Here is a 19,316-nt window from a genome sequence, read left to right on the forward strand (position 1 = left end):
GGCGCTTATTGCGGGCCGGGGCCGCCGCGACCGGGCATGAAGCGGTAGGTGATCCGCGCCTTGGTCAGATCGTAGGGCGTCAGTTCGCACAGGACTTCGTCGCCAACCAGCACGCGGATGCGGTTCTTGCGCATCTTGCCGGCGGTGTGACCAAGCACTTCATGGCCGTTCTCGAGCTCGACGCGGAACATCGCATTGGGCAGCAGTTCAACCACCTTGCCGCGCATTTCGAGAAGTTCTTCTTTCGCCATGTAGGTCTTCGTATCCGTTCGATTGTGCAATAGGAGCGGCGGCCTTTAGCGGTGACGGGGCGAAAAGGGAAGCCTCGCTGCATCCAAGCGCCATCGACGGAACGTATATCGTATTCGTTCAGCGACAAACCGATACGGAAACCCCGCTTGCCTGTCGGCATTCATCGTCGCAATAGCCTGCCACACGGGGGCGGTTAAATATTCTCAGACGGAAGGCCCTGCGCTTGAAATCCCTATCATTGGTCGCAACTTCGCTCCTCGCACTCGGCTGGGCCACGGCGGTCCACGCCCAGGATACCGGCCAGACGGCCGAGCCTGCGCCCGAGGCCAATGAAGACGTGCTTTCCGCGCCCGGGACGATCGTCGTCACCGGCGCGCGCATCCGCGGCCAGCTGATCGTCGATCAGCCGCCGGTCGCCGAATATGACAGCGAGGATATCGCGGCTTTCGGCGGCAGCTCGATCGCCGATATCATCGCCGCGATCGAACCCGCGACCGGCAGCGCGCGCGGTGGGCGCGGCAGCGGCCGCCCGGTGTTTCTGATTAACGGCATCCGCGTGTCCAGCTTCCGCGAATTCCGTTCCTATCCGCCCGAAAGCATAGCTAAGATCGAGGTATTCGCCGAGGAAGTGGCGCAGCGCTTCGGCTATTCGCCCGACCAGCGCGTGGTCAATATCGTGCTGCAGGAAAGCTATTCCTCGATCACCGCGGAAGTCGAGGCCGAGGCCCCCACGCGCGGCGGCTATTGGCGCAACGAGCAGGAGGTGGGCTATCTGTCGATCAATGACGGCGCGCGAATCAACCTCAATCTCGAGGTGGAAGACGTCAGCCTGCTGACCGAGGACGAGCGCGATCTGGTGACCGCTTCGCCGATCCCCGGTGTCGCCGACGAAGCCCCGTTCCGCAGCCTCGTCTCAGACAGCTACGGTGTCGAGGCGACGGCGAATTATGCCAAGGCCTTCATCGACGACGGCTCCTCGATCAGCCTCAACCTGACTGGCTCGCGCGAGGAAAGCCTCGGCCTGTCGGGCCTGCGTCAGGTCGATGGCGTGCTCGAACCGATCGAACGGCGCAACCGCACCGATACGCTTTCGACCGCGGCCAGCTACACCAAGCCGGTCGGCGATTTCCAGCTGACCGCGACCTTCGACGGCGGCCGCACCAAGACGCGCAGCGAAGTCGATCGCAGCGCTGCTGCGGGCTACGATATTTCGCGTTCGACCATCTGGAACGCGACCAATCTGGTGACGCTGCGCGGCATTGCAGTCGAGATTCCCGCGGGCGAGATCGCGACTACCTTCGATATCGGTTACGATTGGCAGCGGATCGAAAGCGACGACACGCGCACCGTCTTCGATACGCAGCTGACGCGCGGCGATCTGTCGGGCGGCGTCAATATCGTCGTCCCGCTTACCAGTCGGCGCACCGGCTTCCTCGATGCCGTTGGCGACATCTCGGTCTCAGGGCAGGCCGGCATCAACCATCTGTCGGACTTCGGGACACTGCAGGACTGGAGCCTGGGCGTGAACTGGTCGCCGTTCGAAAACCTCAATCTGCAGGCGACGCGGGTCTGGCGCGAAGTTGCCCCGGGGCTGAGCGCGCTTGGCTCGCCGCGGATCGACGAAACCAATGTGTCGGTGTTCGATTTCGCCACCGGACAGGATGTGCTGGCGACAGTGATTACCGGCGGCAATCCCAATCTGCGCGCCGAAACACAGTCCGACTGGAAATTCGGCGCAAACTGGGAACTGCCCTTCTGGGAAGGCACGCGCCTACAGGCCGATTATGCGATTAATCGCTCACGCGATGTCACCCTGTCCTCGCCTGCCTTCACTTCGGCCTTCGAACAGGCCTTTCCCGATCGCGTGACGCGCAACGGAGCAGGGGAATTGCTGGCGATCGACCGCAGTCCCGTGACGCTCTATGAAACGCGCAATCGCACGCTCAGTTTCGGTCTCTCGACGCGTGGCAGCTTTGGCGGGTCGGACAGCGGCGAAAGCAGCCGTGGCGGTTCGCCGGCGGCTGGCCGCGGTGCCGGGCGATCCGGTGGCGGCGCAGGCGGCGCACGCTTCGATCCCGCAGCCTTCGCCGCAATGCGCGAAAAACTGTGCGCTGCACCCACCACCGGCACGCCCGACCTGTCGGAGCTGCCCGAGGGCATGCGCGCGCGCATGCTCGACGAGAATGGCGAGCCCGATCCGGCGCGTGTCGAAATGCTCCGCCAGCGGCTGTGCAGCGCCGAGGGCGAGGCCGATGTCGACCGCTTCGCCGAACTGCGCACCGCGCTGTGCGCCGAACCGCCGCAGCTCGACCAGCTTCCGCCGCAGATGCTCGAACGGCTGCGCGGCGAGGATGGCGAGATCGATCCCGAGCGGCTCAAAGCCTTCCGCGAGCGTATGTGCGCTGCCGATGGCGCAGGCGGTCCGCCGCAGGGTGAACGCCAGCAACGTGGCGGAATGAACCCCTTCGCCCGGCGCGGCGGCTCGGGCGGGCGCTATTTCGTCAACCTCAACCACACCATCGCGCTCGAAAACGAAGTGACGCTGGCGGCTGGCGGGCCGGTGTTCGACCAGCTCGACGGCTTCGTGCTGGGCAGCGGCGCGATCCCCGAACATACGACGCGGCTCGAAGCCGGGATGTTCATCGACGGGTATGGCGTGCGCCTGTCGGGCAATTACCTCGGCGAAACCGAGCTGCGCGGCAGCGGGCTTCCCGGATCGAGCGATCTGTTCTTCGGCGACCTGGTGACCTTCGACCTGCGGCTGTTCGCCGATCTCGGGGAAATCCTCGAACGCGACGAGGGCTTCCTCAAGGGCTTCCGCGTTGCCTTCGTGCTCGACAATGTGTTCGATGGGCAGCGCCGCGTGGTCGATGCCAGCGGCGTCGTTCCCGAAGCGTATGACCCGCGTCGGATCGACCCGGTCGGGCGCTATATCGGCCTGGATCTGCGCAAGATGTTCTAACGACCGGGATATTCCAGCGATCGGGCGGCGTGCCAACTTATAGCGCGTCGCCCGCCGCGACCCCGCTCGCCCAGGCCCACTGGAAATTGTAGCCGCCCAGCCAGCCGGTCACATCGACCGCCTCGCCAATGGCATAGAGGCCGGGGACGCGCCTGGCGGCCATCGTCTTCGATGACAGTTCGGCGGTCGAGATACCGCCCACGGTAACCTCGGCCTTGGCGAAGCCCTCGGTCCCATTGGGGTGGAATTCCCACCGCTTGAGCCGTTCGCCCGCAGCGCGCAGCGCCTTGTCGGGCAAATTGCCCAGCTCGCCCTCGAGCGCGAGCTTGTCGGCCAGAATATCCGCCAGCCGCGCGGGGAAGGCGTCGCGTAACTGCGCACGCAAGCCCGCGCGCGGATTGGCGCGCTTGGCGTCGAGCAGCCATGCGGCGTCGCGCTGCGGCAGGAAATCCACGAACAGCGGTTCGCCCGGCCGCCAGTAGGAACTGGCCTGCAGGATCGCCGGGCCGGACAGTCCGCGATGGGTGAACAGCGCGGCTTCGGCAAAACTCGACTTATTGGCCGATGCCACAACCGGCGCCGAGACCCCCGAAATGTCGCGGAACAGCACTTCCTCGCCGCCGAGCGTCAACGGGACCAGCGCGGGGCGCGGCTCGACCAGTTTGAGACCGAATTGCCGCGCGAGATCGTAGGCGAAGCCGGTGGCGCCCATCTTGGGGATCGAGGGGCCGCCGGTGGCGATCACCAGCGACGGCGCGGAAAAGGTACCGGTCTGCGTGGTGACGGTGAACCCGTCGCCTTGATCGACCTGTGCGATCTCCTCGCCGCAGCGGATTTCGACACTGCCCTTGGCGCATTCCTCGAGGAGGAGCGCAACGATCTGCTTGGCCGAGCCGTCGCAGAACAATTGGCCGAGCGTCTTCTCGTGCCAGGCGATGCCGTAGCTCTCGACCAGCTCGAGAAAGTCCCGCGCGGTGTAGCGCGCCAGCGCCGATTTGGCGAAATGGGGGTTGGCCGACAGGTAATTCGCCGGACCGGCACCGATATTGGTGAAATTGCAGCGCCCGCCGCCCGAAATGAGGATCTTCTTCCCCGGTGCGCTCGCGCGTTCGAGCACCAGCACACGGCGCCCGCGTTGCCCCGCGCGCGCAGCGCACATCAGGCCCGCAGCCCCGGCCCCCAGGACGATTGCATCGAATTCCTCCGCCATCTAAGCCTCGTCGATCGGGTACTCTGGCTTCTGCCGCGCCGCGATAACGTAAAGCAGCGTGCCTGCGATGATAAACCCGCCGAGCACCAGCCACGCCTGCGCCTGCGCCTGCGCGGCGATAAACAGCGAACTGCCCACCGCGAAGATCACGCAGAACAAATGGAACGGCACGATCCGCCCCTCGCGGTGTTCGAGCACGGGCAATGCCAGGCTGGTCACGATATAGGTCACCAGCCGCACCAGCGTCCCCGCGATCGCCAGCACTTCGAAGCCTTCCCACAGGCCGAACAGCATCGCCACAACGCCGTAGAACAGGATCGCGTTGAACGGGGTGAGGAAACGCGGGTGGACATATTCGAACCACCGCGGGAGCATGCCGCGCTCGGCCATGCCGTACATCAGCCGCGGCTGCGCCACTCCGCTGGCGAAATTGTTCGCCCCGATGCTGAAGCTGGCCGCGACGACGATGGCGAGCGACCCGATCTGCCCCATCGATTCGCCGGCGACCCCGGCCAGAGCGTTGTCTGCGCCCGCGAATGCAGGGCCGATCGCGATGAACGCCCAGATGATCGCCATGTAGAGCAGCGTCACCCCGCTCACCATGGTGACGATCGACAGCGGCACGTCGCGCTTGGGGTGCTTGAACTCGCCCGCCGCCTCGACCACGCCTTCGAAGCCGATGAAGGCATAGAAGGTCAGCAGGATAACCGTCTCGACCTCGCTGAACTGCGGCAGCACCACGGCGCCCATATCGCCGCCGGCGAAGAAGGCCGAGAGGATCAGCGCGCCCAGCGGCAGCAGCTTGATCGCGGTCATCAGGCCCAGCGCCCCTACCGAAGCGCGCATGCCGTAAAGATTGATCGCAGTGATCAGCGCCAGCCCCACCGCCACTGCCACGGGCGACGCCACCGGCCCCGCCAATCCGGGATAGAGCGCGGCCAGATAGGCAACCATCACATGCATGTTGGCCGCCGCGGTCACGATCGCGCTGGCATAGCGCGCCCAGCCTGCCTGGAAGCCGACGAAGCGCCCGAAGGCGGCCTCGCCATACAGCACAGAACCGCCGCTATGTTCGAACCGCGTGGCCATCCACGCGTAGCACAGCGCCAGCGGCAGGAAGAGGATCCCGCCCACCAGCATCATCCACGGGGCGAAATTGCCCACCGCCGCCACCAGCACTGCGGGCAGCGCGAAAATCCCCGCGCCGATCATCCCGTTGAGCGGGAACAGCGAGGTCCCCCAGAAGCCGACCGTGCGCGGCGGTGCAATTTTGCTTGGGTCCATCGCCCGGGGGATGGCGGCAAAACCGGCTTTGCACAAGCCGATGCGGCGCACTATCTCCCCTTGCATGTCGCGCACGAAAGCCGGTTCCCCGCATGATCCGAGAGGCAAGGAGCGGTTCCACGAGGAACGCGCGACCAAGACCGTGGCCGGTGCGCAGCCCGATTTGGAAGCGGGGATCACCGCGATCCGCGAGACGGTGAAGACGCTCAAGCCGCGCCCGGGCGTCTACCGGATGCTCGATGCGCGCGGCGACGTGCTCTATGTCGGCAAGGCGCGCAGCCTCAAGGCGCGGGTCGCCAATTACACGCAGATCAAGGGCCTCACCAACCGCATCCAGCGGATGATCAGCCAGTGCCGCGCGATGGAAATCGTCGTCACCAATTCGGAGGCGGAGGCGCTGTTGCTCGAAGCGCAGCTGATCAAGCGCTACCGCCCGCCGTTCAACGTGCTGCTGCGCGACGACAAGAGCTTTCCCTTCATCCTGCTGCGCGCCGACCACGCCTTCCCGCGGATCACCAAGCATCGCGGCGCGCGCAAGGCCAAGGGCAATTACTACGGCCCCTTCGCCAGCGCGGGCAGCGTCAACAAGACGCTCAATGCGCTGCAAAAACTGTTCCTGCTGCGCAGCTGCACCGACAGTTTCTTCAACAATCGCGACCGGCCCTGCCTGCTCTACCAGATCAAACGCTGCAGCGCGCCTTGCGTCGGCCGGATCGACGAGCCGGGCTATGACAAGCTGGTGCGCGAGGCGAAGGATTTCCTCGGCGGCAAGTCGAGCGCGGTGCAGCAGGATCTCGAAAAACAGATGGCGAAGGCGGCGGAGGAGCTCGATTTCGAGACCGCGGCGATCCTGCGCGACCGGCTGCGCGCGGCGACCTTCATCCAGGGCAGCCAGGCGATCAATGCGCAGGGCGTGGGCGATGCCGATGTCTTCGCGCTCGCCGCCAAGGGCGGGCAGGTTGGCGTGCAGGCTTTCTTCATCCGCGGCGGGCAGAACTGGGGCCACCGCACCTTCTACCCGCGCAACACGGGCGAGCTCGAGAAGGAAGAGGTGCTCTCCGACGTGCTGCTGCAATTCTACGAGGAAGTGCCGCCGCCGCGCACCATCCTCGTCGACCGCGCCTTGCCCGAACAGGACCTCGTCGCCGAGGCGCTGTGCGAGAAGGCGGGGCACGGCGTGGCGATCTCGATCCCGCAGCGCGGTACGCGGCGCAAGCTGATGCAGCAGGCCAGCCGCAACGCGGTCGAGGCGCTCGATCGGCGGCTGGCCGAAACCGGGACCAAGGCCAGGATCCTGCGTGAGCTCACCGAATTCCTCGAACTGGAGGAAGTGCCGCAGCGGATCGAGGTCTATGACAACAGCCATATCCAGGGCGACAAGGCGCTGGGCGCAATGGTCGTCGCCAGCCCCGAAGGCTTCGAGAAGGGCCAGTACCGCAAGTTCAACATCAAGACCGCGCAGACCAATGACGATTTCGCCATGATGCGCGAGGTGATGGAACGCCGCTTCCGCAAGCTCGCCGAAACGGGCCGCGATCTGGATGCGCGGACCGAGGGCAAGGGGCACGAGGCGATCTGGCCCGATCTGGTGCTGATCGATGGCGGCAAGGGGCAGATGTCGAGCGTGCGCGATACGCTGGAGGAAATGGGGATCGAGGACGTCCCGCTGATCGCCATCGCCAAGGGCCCGCATCACGGGCGCGAGGGGCGCGAGGTGTTCCATTTCCCCGACGGGCGCGAAAAGACGCTGCCGGTCAATTCGCCGCTGCTGTTCTATCTCCAGACCTTGCGCGACGAAGTCCACCGCTACGCCATCGGCGCGCACCGCGCCAAACGCAGCCGCGCGATCACCGCCTCACCGCTCGATGAAATCCCCGGCATCGGCCCGGCCCGCAAACGCGCGCTGCTGCTGCATTTCGGCACCGCGGGGAAGGTCAGGGCCGCCGCGCTGGACGACCTCAAACGCGCGCCCGGTATCAGTGCCGGGGTGGCGCAGCAGGTGTATGATTTCTACCACGCGGGTGGGTGAGGGCTGGCTGGCCGCAAGCGACCACATAGCGGACGCTTGCCGCTACTCGACGCACTCGTGGTAGGTGCCGTCGGAGCTTGGCGCGTCAATTATTTTCCAGCGGCCTGATGCGGCTGAGATCAGGTCTCGACGGAGCTTGTCCGTGTTGCCGTTGGACCCGAGCAGATCTTTATTTCGGAACATCGAAACTCCAACAGACTTTGCGGACGCCGCTCCAATGTTGTTAATCATGACTAGCTCGGCTTCCGAAAGCCATCTGGTGTCTTCGACTAAGAGCGCGAATAGGTGCTCTGTCGCGATGGGGCTAGCGAGCGCTTTCAAATCCCTGCTGACAGACTCAGAGTAATCGTCCACCGTGTACCCATAGTGCGCCCCCACTTGGGTTACGACCGCCTTCAAATCCGCCAAGTCCTCTGTGTCTGTGAGGCAGATTCCGAACTCATCGTAGGGCCTTTGGGATGCACAAGCCGTTAGCAGGAGAGCAGGGACAAAAAGGAGAGCGCGCGCCGTCATCCGGTTGATCCATGACTATCTTTGGCATTTAGTGAAAGCCAAATGTCCGCTTTCCACCCCAATCTCGTCATCCCAGCGAAAGCTGGGATCGCTCGCCGCACACTGCTAGTGTTCGGGGCGCGTGAGTGGATGGGTCTACATCATGAGCAACCGCAGGGATGGCGTGCTCTATATCGGCGTGACCGCCGACCTCTTTCGGCGGATTGTCCAACATCGTGAGGGCCATGGCTCAGCCTTCTGCCGGCGATACGGGCTGACGCGGCTTGTCTATGCGGAAGAGCATGACAGCATCGAGGATGCAATCGCACGCGAGAAAGCGATGAAGGCGTGGAAGCGCGCGTGGAAGATCGAGCTGATCGAGGGCGTGAACCCTGAGTGGGATGATCTGTTCGGCGTGGTGCTTTGATTGCGGGCGATCCCAGCTTTCGCTGGGATGACGTGGTGGGGCTGGGCTGACGTCGTAGCGGTAGGAGTTTCCTACACCCCCTATCCCGTGCCTTACCCTTGCAGATGAAGAACTACCCACCGCGCTCCGCGGGCCCGCGCAGGCCCTCCATCAGCATCCCGCCGTTCCATGCCGTCCCGCTGCGTCACCGCGTCGATGGGTGGACGCCCGTGCGGCAGGCCGAGTTCATCGGGCATCTCGCCGCGACGCGTTCGGTCGCGGCGGCGGCGCGCAAGGTTATGATGGCGCGCGAGACTGCCTATCGCCTACGCGCGCGGCGCGCGGCGCAAGGCTTTGCGGCGGCGTGGGACGTGGCGCTGGCGCGGCCGCGATCGGAAGCCGGGCGGGCGCGGCTCGAGGCGGCGCTGGCGGCTGCACGCGCGGCGCGAAAGGCCGATCGGAAGGTCACGATCCCCGAGCTCGAATGGCGGGTGGCGAGCGGGCTGTGGCAGGTCATGCTGCGCGGCGGGCGCTATGTCGGCGTGGTCCGCAAGCCCGATGAAACCGCGCTTCTTGCGCTGCTCTCGCGCACGCGGGCGGCCGCGGGGCGGGCCTGATGCGCGGTGAAGGTCACGCGTTTCGGGCGTGCGTTGCGCGGTCCATGCGAGCGCGCGGCTTGATCCAGATCAAGGATCGCCGCGGCATTGGTGCTATACTGGCGTCATCAGCCGGGAGTCGGCCCCATGGTCGTCCCGTACAAGAGGAGACGAGCGATGAAGACGATCCTGTTCAATGCCGCCGGTGACGACGCCTTTCCCGGACGGCTCGACGCCGTGCTCGGTCTGGCGCGGCAGTTCGATGCACATCTCACGCTGCTGCATGCAATCCCCTATGAAGCGGCGGGGGTGCTCGATTTCCAGGGCGCGGCCTTTGCCGCGTTGGTGCCCGTCTGGCGCGAAGAGGCGGCGCGCCTGCGCGAAGCGACGCTGGCCGATCTCGCCAATGAGGACGTGTCGTGGAACTGGGTCGGTGCGGGCGGACCGGCGGCGCTGGCGCTGCTGCGCGAATCCGCGCTGCAAGACCTGGTGGTGGTGAGCGCGCGCGACCAGGCCGCGGGTGCGGACACGCCGTCATTCACCGCGGGCGAACTGGCGCTGTCGGCGACCTGCCCGGTGATGGTGTTGCCCGAGACCTGCACGCGGATCGACCCGTCGGCGCCCGCGCTTGTCGCGTGGGACGGATCGGCCGAAGCCTCGCACGCGCTCAAGGCGGCGGTGCCGTTGCTCCGGCTGTCGAGCGCGGTCTATCTGGCGACGGTCAAGGAACCAGCGAAGGGAGCGAAGGCGGCGAGCGAGCCCGACCTGCCGCCGGTCGCGGGGGCGGACTACCTCTCGCGCCACGGCATCTCCTGCGAGATGATCGAGGTTGCACCGCATGACGATGGCGTGGCCGCTGCGCTGCAGGCCGAGGCCGCCACGCGCAAGGCGGGGCTGCTCGTGATGGGCGCCTATGGCCATACGCGCCTGACCGAACGCGTGTTCGGCGGCGTGACGCGCAGGATGCTCACCGAAGTGCGCATCCCGCTCTTGCTGACGCATTGATGCGGGGGCGGGCCCGGATCAGTCCTTGCGCGGACCGCCGGGCTTGCCCTTGGGCTTGAACTTGGGCTTGCCTGCGAACGGCTTGCCGCCACCGCCGGGTTTGCCGCCACCGGGCTTGCCACCACCGGGCTTGCCGCGCTTGAACGGCGGCTTGCCACCGGGGCCCTTGCCGGGACCGCCCGGCCCCCTGCCTGCGGGACGGGCGTGGATCTTGCCGGCGCCGCCACCGCCGCCGTGCTTGCGGCGGTTCTCGCGGGCTTCGATACGCGGGCCCTCGGGGGCTTCCTCGATCGCGATCGCATCCTGCTCGTCCTCGGGCGAGGCGGTGCGCTGCACGGCATCGGCGAACTTGCCTGCCACTGCGCGCGGCACCTGGAACCAGCTTTCGGTCTGGCCGATGCGGATCGCGCCGATCTCGTTGCGGGTGATGTGGCCGCGGCGGCACAGCAGCGGCAGGATCCAGCGCGGTTCGGCGTTCTGGCGGCGGCCGATGTCGATGCGGAACCAGGTTACGTCCTCGAAGCCGGGGCGGTGGCGCTCGGCCTTGGCCTTCTCGTGCGCTTCGGGCGTGTTGGCGATCAGCTCCTCGGGCTCGGGCATCTTCGCCCGGTGTGCCTGGACCAGTGCGGCGGCGATGTCCTCGGGCGTCATGCGCGCCATCAGCTCGGCCGCCGTCTCGCGATCGGAGTCGTCGATCTCGCGCGGTTCGGTGAGCTTCTCGATGAGGCGGGTGTGATCCTTCTTGCGGATCGCCTCGGGGGTGGGCGCATCCATCCATTGCGCCTCGATGCGTGCTCCGCGGAGCATGCCTTCGACGCGGCGGCGGCGGTTATAGGGCACAATGATTGCAGCGGTGCCCTTCTTGCCCGCGCGTCCGGTACGGCCCGAACGGTGCTGGAGCGTTTCGGCATCGCGCGGGATTTCGACGTGGATCACGAGGCTGAGCGTCGGCAGGTCGATCCCGCGCGCGGCGACATCGGTCGCCACGCAGACGCGGGCGCGGCGGTCGCGCAGCGCTTGCAGCGCCTGGTTGCGCTCGGACTGCGAATGCTCGCCCGACAGCGCGACGACGCCGAAGCCGCGGTTCTGCAGCGTGGAGTGGAGGCGGCGCACGCTTTCGCGCGTGGCACAGAAACAGATCGCGGTTTCCGCTTCGTGGAAGCGCAGCATGTTGACCACCGCGTTCTCGATTTCGGACGGGCCGACGGTGATCCCCTGATAGGCGATGTCGCCATGACCGCGCGTCTCGCCGGCAAGCGACAGGCGCAGTGCGTTACGCTGGTAGCGTTCAGCCAGCCGTTCGATCGGGCGCGGCATGGTGGCGGAGAACAGCAACGTGCGGCGCGTATCGGGAGTCGCATCGAGGATCTCCTCGAGATCTTCGCGGAAGCCCATGTCGAGCATCTCGTCGGCCTCGTCGAGCACCACGCCGACCAGTCCCGAGAGGTCGAGCGCGCCGCGTTCGAGGTGGTCGCGCAGGCGCCCGGGCGTGCCGACGACGATCGCGGGCCCACCGCGCAGCGCGCGGCGTTCCTTGCTCGCATCCATCCCGCCGACGCAGGTCGCGATACGCAGCCCCGCTCCGGCATAGAGCCAGCCAAGCTCGCGGCTGACCTGCAGCGCGAGTTCGCGGGTGGGCGCGATGGCCAGCACCAGCGGCTTTTCGGACAGCGGCATGTTGCCGGTTTCGCCAAGCAGTTCGGGCGCCAGCGCGAGGCCGAACGCAACGGTCTTGCCGCTACCGGTCTGGGCGGAAACGATCAGGTCGCGGCCGGCCGCATCGGGGGCGATGACGGCGGCCTGGACCGGGGTGGGGGCTTCATAGCCGCGGGCGGCCAGCGCTTCGCCGAGAACCGGCGGGAGAGTTTCGAAAGACATAGGACTCGATAGAACGGAGGCATCGCGGAATGCGACGCGAGGAGGAGGGGGAGGTGTAGCAATGCGCCCGGCTGGCGCGAATAAGGGGTGCGTCGGCGGGTTTGGCACCTGCACGCTCGGGACCGCCTATAGCGTATCCGAGGCGGTTTGGCTTGCGATATTTTGCAGGTGCGAAATCGGCGCTCGCAAGGACTGATCTGGTAGCCGATCCGGATGTTACAATTGCGGGTCAATTCCCGTGCAACTGTCTTGCAGATTTCTTCGTCCGGAAATGATCCGGTCAACCAGCGCTCATATTGCGCCCTCATCTTATCTGGAGGGCAATTCATGAAAATAAGAACCACGCTGTATGCCGGAGCCGCGATCGCGGCGCTTTCGCTTCCCGGCCTTGCGCAGGCCGGTGAAGTTGCCGGCACCGTATCCGATGCCAGCGATACCATCGCGCTGCGCAGCGCGCAGATCCGCATCGTCGAGCTCGACCGGGTCGCGACGTCCGAACGCGACGGTTCGTTCCTGTTCGCAGGTGTCCCGGCGGGCGAATACACGCTGGAAACCAGCTATGTCGGCGCCGAAACCGTCACCCGCATGGTCAGCGTTCCCGCCACCGGCGCGGTGCGCGTGGATATTCCGATGACCGGCTTTGGCGATAACGAGATCCTCGTCATCGGCCAGGCCGCCAATTTGTCGAGCGCGCTGTCGCGCAAGAAAGAAGCCGATGGCGTGTCCGACGTGCTGACGCGTGATGCAATCGGCCAGTTCCCCGACCAGAACGTCGCCGAAAGCTTGCGCCGGCTGCCCGGCGTCAATGTCCTCAACGACCAGGGCGAAGGCCGCTTCGTTTCGGTGCGCGGGCTCGCACCCGATCTCGTCTCATCCTCGCTCAACGGCGTGCGCCTGCCGTCGCCCGAAGCGGATGTACGCTCGGTTGCGCTCGATGTGATCTCCTCCGACATCATCGAATCGATCGAAGTGAAGAAGTCGCTCACTCCCGATATGGACGCCGACACGATCGGCGCCTCGGTCGAGATCGAGACGACCAGCGCCTTCGACCGCAAGAAGCGCCTGCTGACCGTCAAGATCGAGGGCAGCTACAACGATTACGCCGATCAGATCAGTCCCAAGGGCAGTCTCGATTTTGCCACCCGCGTGGGCGACAATTTCGGTATTTCGGGCGGGGTCAGCTATTACAAGCGCACCTTTGAAACCGACAATATCGAGGCCGATGGCTGGGAAGAGGACGACGGCGTCATCTATGCCGAGGACCTCGAATATCGCGACTACGACGTCGAACGCGAGCGCATCAGCGCGACGCTGGGCTTCGATGTCCGCGCGGGCGACAGCACCGAACTCTATATTCGCGGTGTCTATAGCCAGTTCGACGACCAGGAGAGCCGCCGCCGCCTGGTCTTCGACCTTGGCGATGCGATCGTTTCGGGCTCGGGCAATACGGTCAACTATAGCGATACCGATCCCGATCCGGACGAGGAAGCCGCGATCACCGTCGAACGCGACATCAAGGACCGCTTCGAAACGCAGAAGATCCGCTCGCTCGTCTTCGGCGGTGAAAGTGATTGGGGCACATGGTTCGCCAATTATTCGGCCAGCTGGGCGAAATCGAGCGAGCTCGAGAACGGCAGCCTCGACCCGATCTCGTTCGAACGCGAATATGAGGAAGAGGGCTTCGGCGTGGGGCTGGACGTCAGCAATCCGCGCATCCCGCTCTATACGGCCACCGATCCGAGCGGCGACTTCCGCGATCCCGCCGCATACGAACTCAACGACGTGGAATTCGTCACGCTCTCCGATGCGCAGGACGAGGAATGGTCCGCGAAATTCGACATCGGCCGCCGCTTTGCCGCCGACAATGGTGAATTCACCGTGCAGATCGGGTTCAAGGGCCGCTGGCGCGACAAGACCTATGACGCGGATGTCGAATTCTACGAAAACGATGCGATGACGCTGAGCGACGCGCTGGGTGAGGGGCAGACCTATCGCCTGGCCGACATCTCGCCCGTTGCCGGTTTCACCGCCGGGTCGGACTTCTTCCGCGCGAACTTCGGCGATTTCGAATTGCAGGAGGTGGACAGCGCCTACGACAGCGCGGTCGAGGATTTCGCGGTCGCTGAGGACATCATGGCGGGCTATCTGCTCGGCCGCTGGGAAAGCGCCGATCTGCGCGTGGTCTATGGCCTGCGTTACGAGCACACCGACAACACGCTGGTGGGCAACAATGTCCTGCTGGTCGAGGAGGACGGGACGCTGCCCGATGGCTCCATCGCCAGCGATGATACCGTGCTCGTGTCGCCGATCTCGATCGACAAGAGCTACGACCACTGGCTGCCGAGCCTCAATGTGCGGTACGAAGCGCAGACCGACCTCGTCCTGCGCGCTGGCTTTTTCCGCTCGATCGTGCGTCCCACGCCGTTCCAGCAGGCCCCGCACTTCGCTGTCGAGGAAGCCGATGACGGCGAGCGCGAAGGCGAATTCGGCAATCCCGCGCTGCTGCCGACCGAGGCATGGAACTTCGATGCCGCGGTCGAATATTACATGAGCTCGAACGGTGCGCTCTTCGCTTCGGTTTTCTACAAGAGCCTCGACAACTTCATTGTCGATGTGAACACCGATGTCGCGGGCAGTTTCCGCGGTCTCGCGTTCGATGAAGCGACCATCGCGCGCAATGGCGATAATGCCGATATCTTCGGTATCGAGCTTGGCTTCGCGCAGGTGTTTACCGGCGCACTCGACGGGGTCGTGGTGCAGGCCAACTACACCTACACCGATGCCGAGGGTACGGTCACCACGCTGGCCAGCGAAGGGCCGCGTTCGATCGCGCTGCCCGCCACTGCCAAGCATACCGCCAACTTCTCGGTCGGTTACGACAAGGGCCCGATCGATATCCGCCTGTCGGGCACCTACCGCGACAAATATCTCGACGAGCTGGCCGATACCGCCGACCTCGATCGCTATGTCGACGATCACTTCCAGCTCGACCTGTCGGCCAAGCTGCGGGTCACCGACAACGTCCAGGTGTTCTACGAATGGGTGAACATCAACAACGCGAAATATCTGGCTTACAACACCTTCGGCAGCCAGCGTAACCTCTATCAATATGAGGAATATAACTGGACCATGAAGGGTGGCTTGAGGGTGACGTTCTGATGCGCGGTGAATTCCAGATTTTCGCACTCGCCAGCCTCGGCATCGCCGCTGCCTGCACGACGGTCCCGGCCGCCGGCGACCCCGCCGTGCCGGTCTTCGCAGTGGCGGAGACCGTGCCGGTGGTGACAACCAATGAAGACGCCGCCGACGATCCGGCGATCTGGCGCAATGCGGCATCGCCCGCCGACAGCCTGATCGTCGCGACCGACAAGAAAGCGGGGCTCTATGTCTATGGCCTCGACGGCAAGGTGAAGAGCTTCAGCGAACACCCCGCGCTCAACAATGTCGACCTCGTCGACATGGGCGAGGCGGGCGTGATCGTCTTTGCCAGCGATCGCACCGATCTCGCCAGTGCCAAGGTCGTGCTTTATCGCCTCGACACTGCGAAGGGCGCGCTCACCGAACTCGCCCGCCTGGCAACGGGGCCGGGCGAAGCCTACGGCATCTGCGGCACGCGCCGCGATGACAAGCTGGTGGTCTATACCGCGCCCAAGAGCGGGCGGATCGGGGAATGGGAAATCGCGCTGGGCGATACCCCCCGCGCGCGCGAACTGCGCACCATGCAGGTCCCCTCGCAGCCCGAAGGCTGCGCGGTCGATCATCGCAACGGCACGCTCTATATCGGCGAGGAAGCGGGCGGCATCTGGCGCTTCGCCCCCGGCGCGGCGACGGGCGAGCTGGTCGCCGCGGTCGATGGGCGCAAGCTTGTCGCCGATCTCGAGGGGCTGGCCTTGGTGCCCGAGGGCAGCACTGGCGGCTGGCTCTATGCCTCGAGCCAGGGCGACAACACCTACATGCGCTACGCGCTGCCCGGGGTGACCCCCGCAGGGCGGTTCCGGATTGCCGAAGGCCAGTTCGGCAGCACCGAGGAAACCGACGGGATCGAAGCCATGCGCGGCGATTTCGGCCCGGGCTTCCCCGGCGGCCTGTTTATCGCGCAGGACGGGATCAACGACGGCAAGGCGCAGAATTTCAAGCTGGTCCCGCTGGGCACGATCGAGGACGCGCTGGCGGCGGAGTAGGGCGCCTAGGCGTCCTTCTGTACCCGTTTGCGCATCATGCCTTCCTGCGCGACGCTGGCAACCAGCTCGCCATGGCGGTTGAAAATGCGGCCGCGGTTGAACCCGCGGCCGCCACCGCTCCACGGCGCGTCGGTGGCATAGAGCAGCCATTCATCCGCTCGTGCGGGGCGATGGAACCAGATCGCATGGTCGAGGCTGGCGCCGACCAGCTCGCCGCGCATCCACGACAGCCCGTGCGGTAGCGCGCTGGTGCCCAGCAGCGTGTAATCGCTGGCATAGGCGATCACTGCGCGATGCAGCGCCGCATCCTGTTCGATCGGGGGCAGCGGCGCGGCGGTACGGAACCAGCTGTGCGCGCGCGGTTCGCGTGGTTCGCTGTTCATCCAGTGCAGACGGTCGACCGTGCGCATGTCGATCGGACGCGGGCGCAGGACGAGGTTGCGCTGCTGCTCGGTCATGCGGTCGCCCGCGCGCTCGACCATCTTGTGGCGCATTTCCATATCGCTTTTCAGCTCTTCGGGCGGAGCGACATCGGGCATGGTGACATCGTCATGCGCCAGCCCGTCCTCGGGCCGCTGGAAACTGGCGGTGAGGTTGAGGATCGGGCGCGACGCTCCGTTATCGTCGGGCTGGCTTGCGACCACGCGGCGGTTGGCGAAGCTGCGCCCGTCGAAGTCGCGCGCGGTGTTGTAGGCGATATCGACGCCTTCCTTGCCGCCGCGCAGGAAATAGGCGTGGAGCGAGTGTGCCTCGAGCCCCTCGGGCGCGGTCGCCTGTGCCGCTTGCAGCGCCTGCGCAATGACCTGGCCCCCGAATACGCGGCCCACGCCATCGGGCTGTTTGAGGCCGCTAAAGGCGTCCTCGGCATCGCGGGAAACGGTCAGCAGGCGGATAAAGGCTGCGACGAGCTCTTCTGGTGTCTTTTCAATGCTCACGCCCAGCGGTTTGCGGGTGCTTTACGTTTGCGTCAAGCGTCTCGCGCGCGCAATTGTCGGAAAGCGTAGGCTACCAGTCCGATGCTGATGAAAAGCTCGCGATATTCGGAGCTGTCGAAGATCATTAGCATGGTGTGCCCGAAGGCGAGCATGAATAGCTGGCCCGCTGCGACCCACACCGCCAGGGTGCTCCACAGCACCGTGCCCTGCCGCGTGACGCTGCTGCGCGCAAAAGCAATGCAGACGCCGAGACCGGTCCAAAACGCAGCCTGCACCGGCAGAAGCGTCCAGTGACTGTAAGTGAACACGAGCATCGGCGCGGAGACCGCGGCTACCGTGCGGTCGGGCAGGAAGGGCGCCAGCACACGGATCAGCGGCCAGCGTGCCACTTCGCTCTCGCGCAGCAGGGGGAGTAGCATGAGGAAGATGCCGGTGCCCGAATACAGCGCCAGTTCGGTAATGTCGGTGTGGAAATTGTGCAGGTTAAACTCGCCCTGCCAATTCCGCGCGGCAACCGCTTCGGGCGTGTCGAACCCGATTTGGCGCTGGAACCAGCTGACCTCCTCAAGCGCCATCAGTGCGAACAGCGCGGCGAAGCTCCCTGCGATCACTACCGGGACCCAGCGCGGACCATGCGCGGGGGCATGGCGCAGGACTGAGCGCAGGCGCAGCGCCATCAATCCGGAGGCGCCGAACAGCAATAGGGCGGACAGCCATTCAATCGCGCTGTCCTCTGCCCCGACGCGGGCAAAGGCGGCAGGGCTTATCCCGAGCAGGACCTCACCAGCGACCGAAAGCAGCATGATCGACCAGGCCAGCGCCAATGCGCCGCCGCCTATCCGCTCGCTGCGTACGCACGCTTTGGCCAGCGCCGCGACGAGCAAAAAGCTCAAACCCGCAGTAAGCAGCCTGCGCGACCAGTGCCAGCCATCGTGCACGGGCACTTCCTCGCGGGCAAAATGCCAGCCGAACATGCTTTGCTCGTAAGCGGTCATGCCGACCATGAAGCCAAGCCAGAGGATTGCGCTGGTAAGGATGAACCCCTGCGAGCGGGTCATGCCGCACGCTCCCACCACGGAGACAGCAGCCGAGACAGCAGCGCGCCGCGGACGAACAGCAGATCGACCAACTCGGGCCCCGGCTGCGCACCCATTTCGCTCTTGTATCCGGCGTCGCCCAGCCCCCAGCTGATGCGCGTGACCCCCTGCCCGGCGGCGCGGGCGAAGTCGTCATACAACAGGACGCGTCCGGGACCGAACTGGGTGAAGCGCTGGTCGTAATTGTTGGCGATGTAATAGCGGACATCGCCCGCCTGAATTCCGAAAGTGAAGGCTGCGGGAGTGTCGCCGAGCCACATCAGGCTGCCGAACAGCATCGCCGCGAGCCGGGGGTCCGCGCATAGCGCCTCCCAATAGCCTCGCATTGCTGGGTCGCGGAACTTCGTGTCGCCGCCATGGTCGAGCTTGCCGAGCCAACTTGCCGCCTCGACCTGCGCCATCGCGTCGCGCTGTGCGGGGGTCCAGTCGGTCCCGGCGAAGAACTCCACGCGCAGCGGTCCGCTCTCTTCTTCGAGCCTGCGCTTGCGCCACCGGTTCTTGCGCTGGGTCTTCGTCGATGGCCAATCGCCTTGCGCACCAAGCGCCGCCAGATCCAGTTCGAAGACCCGTCCGAGTGGACGCGAGAGAATGTGCCAACCTGCCGTGCGAGCAGCAGCGCGCAGCGTTTCCAGAACCGGGTCGTCGGCCTCCACTGGTCCCAGCCGCCAGATGCGGCCCAGCCGGCCGCGATGATCGTCCAGCGCTTCGGCGAGCGGCGCGACCTGTGCATCGCGTGCCATGACGACTCCGCGGAACGGCCAATATCCCCCAGCGACTTCGCGCAGGGTGAAGAGGCCTTTGCGGCGTTCGGTCAGCGCCAGTCCGGCAATGGGCGCATTGTGATCGTCGGTGAGCAGGAAGCGATCGGGGGAAGGCGTGGCAGCGTCGAACCATGCGGCGCGCAGGAAGCTGCGGTGCGCCGGGCCCCGCTCGGCCAGAGCGTTGAATAGCGCGTTGTCATGAGTGCGCAGATCGCCGGGCGCCATCCT

General features: G+C 65.6%; 14 protein-coding genes. 7 read left to right on the forward strand and 7 right to left on the reverse strand.

Features of this window, described 5'->3' with window-relative positions:
• Nucleotides 1-5: 5 nt before the first annotated feature.
• Nucleotides 6-251, reverse strand: coding sequence for a translation initiation factor IF-1 (infA, locus tag N6L26_RS01915; RefSeq protein ID WP_047806247.1), 246 nt, complete (start codon nucleotides 249-251; stop codon nucleotides 6-8).
• Nucleotides 252-475: 224 nt separating this feature from the next.
• On the opposite strand from infA, the gene N6L26_RS01920 reads away from it, so the two are divergent.
• A complete protein-coding gene (locus N6L26_RS01920; RefSeq protein WP_263606365.1) occupies nucleotides 476-3,214 on the forward strand; it encodes a hypothetical protein in 2,739 nt (912 codons plus the stop codon).
• A 37-nt stretch (nucleotides 3,215-3,251) separates the two neighbouring features.
• Here N6L26_RS01920 and N6L26_RS01925 read toward each other — a convergent pair whose 3' ends face one another.
• Together N6L26_RS01925 and N6L26_RS01930 are read right to left on the reverse strand one after the other, a co-directional pair.
• Nucleotides 3,252-4,424, reverse strand: a complete 1,173-nt coding sequence (locus tag N6L26_RS01925) for an NAD(P)/FAD-dependent oxidoreductase (RefSeq protein WP_263606366.1) — start codon at nucleotides 4,422-4,424, stop codon at nucleotides 3,252-3,254.
• Nucleotides 4,425-5,759, reverse strand: coding sequence for an APC family permease (locus tag N6L26_RS01930; protein ID WP_263606367.1), 1,335 nt, complete (start codon nucleotides 5,757-5,759; stop codon nucleotides 4,425-4,427).
• A 13-nt stretch (nucleotides 5,760-5,772) separates the two neighbouring features.
• Between N6L26_RS01930 and uvrC the strand changes: the two genes are divergently transcribed.
• The 4 genes from uvrC (at nucleotide 5,773) to N6L26_RS01950 (ending at nucleotide 10,236) form a co-directional block, all read left to right on the forward strand.
• Nucleotides 5,773-7,737 (forward strand): excinuclease ABC subunit UvrC, encoded by a 1,965-nt coding sequence (uvrC, locus tag N6L26_RS01935; RefSeq protein WP_263606368.1) that lies wholly within the window; start codon nucleotides 5,773-5,775, stop codon nucleotides 7,735-7,737.
• A gap of 634 nt (nucleotides 7,738-8,371) precedes the next feature.
• Entirely contained in the window at nucleotides 8,372-8,656 is a 285-nt protein-coding gene (locus tag N6L26_RS01940) for a GIY-YIG nuclease family protein (protein WP_263606369.1), read from the forward strand.
• 209 nt (nucleotides 8,657-8,865) lie between these two features.
• Entirely contained in the window at nucleotides 8,866-9,252 is a 387-nt protein-coding gene (locus N6L26_RS01945; RefSeq protein ID WP_263606370.1) for a helix-turn-helix domain-containing protein, read from the forward strand.
• 156 nt (nucleotides 9,253-9,408) lie between these two features.
• The gene (locus N6L26_RS01950; RefSeq protein ID WP_263606371.1) at nucleotides 9,409-10,236 is read left to right on the forward strand and encodes a universal stress protein; all 828 of its coding nucleotides are present in this window, start codon (nucleotides 9,409-9,411) and stop codon (nucleotides 10,234-10,236) included.
• Between the two features lie 18 nt (nucleotides 10,237-10,254).
• Here N6L26_RS01950 and N6L26_RS01955 read toward each other — a convergent pair whose 3' ends face one another.
• Complete coding sequence (locus tag N6L26_RS01955) at nucleotides 10,255-12,114, reverse strand: DEAD/DEAH box helicase (protein ID WP_263606372.1); 1,860 nt, start codon at nucleotides 12,112-12,114, stop codon at nucleotides 10,255-10,257.
• 327 nt (nucleotides 12,115-12,441) lie between these two features.
• On the opposite strand from N6L26_RS01955, the gene N6L26_RS01960 reads away from it, so the two are divergent.
• Together N6L26_RS01960 and N6L26_RS01965 are read left to right on the forward strand one after the other, a co-directional pair.
• The gene (locus N6L26_RS01960) at nucleotides 12,442-15,273 is read left to right on the forward strand and encodes a TonB-dependent receptor (RefSeq protein ID WP_263606373.1); all 2,832 of its coding nucleotides are present in this window, start codon (nucleotides 12,442-12,444) and stop codon (nucleotides 15,271-15,273) included.
• Nucleotides 15,273-16,295 (forward strand): phytase, encoded by a 1,023-nt coding sequence (locus N6L26_RS01965; RefSeq protein ID WP_263606374.1) that lies wholly within the window; start codon nucleotides 15,273-15,275, stop codon nucleotides 16,293-16,295. The genes N6L26_RS01960 and N6L26_RS01965 overlap by 1 nt, the downstream gene beginning before the upstream one ends.
• A gap of 5 nt (nucleotides 16,296-16,300) precedes the next feature.
• On the opposite strand, the gene N6L26_RS01970 is transcribed toward N6L26_RS01965, so the two are convergent.
• The 3 genes from N6L26_RS01970 to N6L26_RS01980 are packed head-to-tail and all read right to left on the reverse strand — an operon-like array spanning nucleotide 16,301 to nucleotide 19,313.
• Nucleotides 16,301-17,230 carry an acyl-CoA thioesterase gene (locus N6L26_RS01970; RefSeq protein ID WP_263606375.1) on the reverse strand — a complete coding sequence of 310 codons (930 nt, stop codon included), beginning with the start codon at nucleotides 17,228-17,230 and terminating at the stop codon, nucleotides 16,301-16,303.
• A gap of 32 nt (nucleotides 17,231-17,262) precedes the next feature.
• Nucleotides 17,263-18,288, reverse strand: a complete 1,026-nt coding sequence (locus N6L26_RS01975; protein WP_263606376.1) for a hypothetical protein — start codon at nucleotides 18,286-18,288, stop codon at nucleotides 17,263-17,265.
• The gene (locus N6L26_RS01980) at nucleotides 18,285-19,313 is read right to left on the reverse strand and encodes a GNAT family N-acetyltransferase (RefSeq protein ID WP_263606377.1); all 1,029 of its coding nucleotides are present in this window, start codon (nucleotides 19,311-19,313) and stop codon (nucleotides 18,285-18,287) included. The genes N6L26_RS01975 and N6L26_RS01980 overlap by 4 nt, the downstream gene beginning before the upstream one ends.
• Nucleotides 19,314-19,316 lie beyond the last annotated feature (3 nt).

Source organism: Qipengyuania sp. SS22, assembly GCF_025736935.1.
Classification (GTDB): Bacteria; Pseudomonadota; Alphaproteobacteria; order Sphingomonadales; family Sphingomonadaceae; genus Qipengyuania.